Here is a 2,165-nt window from a genome sequence, read left to right as displayed (position 1 = left end):
CTTGGCAACCAGGTACGGCCAAGGCGTGTTCGCTATCGAGGTGGAAGTCTGCCGGCAATGCTAACAGCTCGTCGCTTGGATGAACGCCCTTCATTGCCAACCAGCGGGTATCACGGTCGCCCAGGTGGCGTGTCCAGTTGCTGAAGTTCTCCATGCTGCTGAACGCCCGAGACACGATCCCGTTGAAAGGCAGTTCAGGCGTGAATGCTTCGACACGACTGTGGATAACTTGCAGGTTATCCAGCTTGAGTTCGAGTTTGACCTGGGTCAGGAAGCGGGTTTTCTTGCCGTTGCTGTCCAGGCAGGTCACGTGGGACTCGGGAAACAGGATCGCCAACGGGATGCCAGGCATGCCGCCGCCGCTGCCCACATCGAGCCAACGGCCATTTTCGATAAACGGCATCACGCTGAGGCTGTCGAGCAAATGCCGCGACACCATCTCGTCTGGGTCACGCACTGCTGTCAGGTTGTAAGCCTTGTTCCATTTGATCAACAGGGCCAGGTAGCCCAGCAGTAGCTCATGCTGGGGTTCGGTCAGGGCTACGCCCAACTGGCGCGCTCCTGTGGATAACTCTTCGGCGTGTTGCGAGGTGACCAACGAACTCAAGCGCTTTGCTCCAACTGACGGCCCGCGCCGCGTTTTTTCAAATGAATCATCAACAGCGAGATGGCTGCCGGAGTGACGCCAGGGATACGTGAAGCCTGCCCGAGGGTTTCCGGCCGAGTTATCCCCAACTTGCTTTGAATTTCTTTCGATAACCCGGAAATTCCGGTGTAGTCGATATCCACAGGAAGTTTGGTGTCTTCACTGGCGCGCAGCCGAGCGATCTCGTCCTGCTGGCGATCAATGTAGCCTGCGTATTTGGTCTTGATTTCAACCTGTTCGGCAACCTGTGGGTCTTCTGCGCCCTGGCCAGTCACTTCGACCAGACCAGCGTAGTCGATTTCCGGGCGGGAAAGCAGGTTGAGCAAGTTGTATTCATGGGTCAACGGCGTGCCGAATTTTTCTGCAATGGCGTCGCCTTGCTCCGTGCCCGGGCGAACCCAGGTACTTTTCAGACGCTGTTCTTCGAGCGCAATGCTTTCGCGTTTTTTGCAGAAGGCCGCCCAGCGGGCGTCATCGACCAGGCCCAGCTCGCGACCTTTTTCGGTCAAGCGCAGGTCGGCGTTGTCTTCGCGCAGGATCAGACGGTATTCCGCCCGAGATGTGAACATCCGGTACGGTTCCTGGGTACCCAGGGTAATCAGGTCGTCGACCAATACGCCGATGTAGGCTTCATCGCGACGCGGGCACCAGCTGTCTTTGCCTTGTGCACGCAATGCTGCGTTGGTCCCGGCCAGCAAACCTTGGGCCCCGGCTTCTTCATAACCGGTAGTGCCGTTGATTTGGCCGGCGAAGAACAGGCCGCCGATCACTTTGGTTTCCAGGCTGTATTTCAGGTCGCGCGGGTCGAAGTAGTCGTACTCGATGGCGTAGCCCGGACGCACGATGTGCGCGTTTTCCATACCGCGAATCGACTGCACGATCTGGATTTGCACATCGAACGGCAGCGAAGTGGAAATTCCGTTGGGGTACAGCTCGTGGGTGGTCAAGCCTTCGGGTTCGATAAAGACCTGGTGGCTTTCCTTGTCGGCAAAGCGGTGGATCTTGTCTTCGATCGACGGGCAATAACGCGGGCCAATGCCTTCGATCACCCCGGAATACATCGGCGAACGATCAAGGTTCGCGGCAATGATTTCGTGGGTTCGGGCGTTGGTGTGGGTAATCCAGCAGCTGACCTGTTTCGGGTGCTGTTCTTTGGAACCCATGAACGACATGACCGGGATCGGCGTGTCGCCGGCTTGCTCGGTCATCATCGAGAAATCCACAGAACGCCCATCAATGCGTGGCGGGGTTCCGGTTTTCAAACGGCCGACGCGCAGCGGTAGTTCACGCAGACGTTTTGCCAGGGCAATTGACGGCGGGTCACCGGCACGACCACCGGAATAATTTTGCATACCGATGTGGATAAGTCCGCCGAGGAACGTGCCCGTGGTCAGTACGACCGAATCTGCATGAAAACGCAGACCCATTTGCGTAACGACACCGCGTACCTGGTCCTGCTCGACGATCAAGTCATCGGCGGCCTGCTGAAATATCCACAGGTTCGGCTGGTTTTCCAGGG

Annotated in this window: 2 protein-coding genes; both read right to left on the bottom strand. The window is 57.6% G+C overall.

Annotation, left to right across the window (positions count from 1 at the left end):
- Positions 1-607, bottom strand: a 607-nt coding sequence (gene rsmG / locus BKD70_RS23280; RefSeq protein ID WP_070415487.1) for a 16S rRNA (guanine(527)-N(7))-methyltransferase RsmG, incomplete at its 3' end; no start/stop codon positions are given.
- A partial coding sequence (gene mnmG / locus BKD70_RS23275) for a tRNA uridine-5-carboxymethylaminomethyl(34) synthesis enzyme MnmG (RefSeq protein WP_070415486.1) occupies positions 604-2,165 on the bottom strand: 1,562 nt, incomplete at its 5' end. The genes mnmG and rsmG, both read right to left, overlap by 4 nt.

The organism is Pseudomonas sp. BS-2016 (assembly GCF_001806145.1).
GTDB lineage: Bacteria > Pseudomonadota > Gammaproteobacteria > Pseudomonadales > Pseudomonadaceae > Aquipseudomonas > Aquipseudomonas lundensis.
Note: the sequence above shows the minus strand (reverse complement) of the source record. Positions and strands in the feature narration are given on the sequence as shown.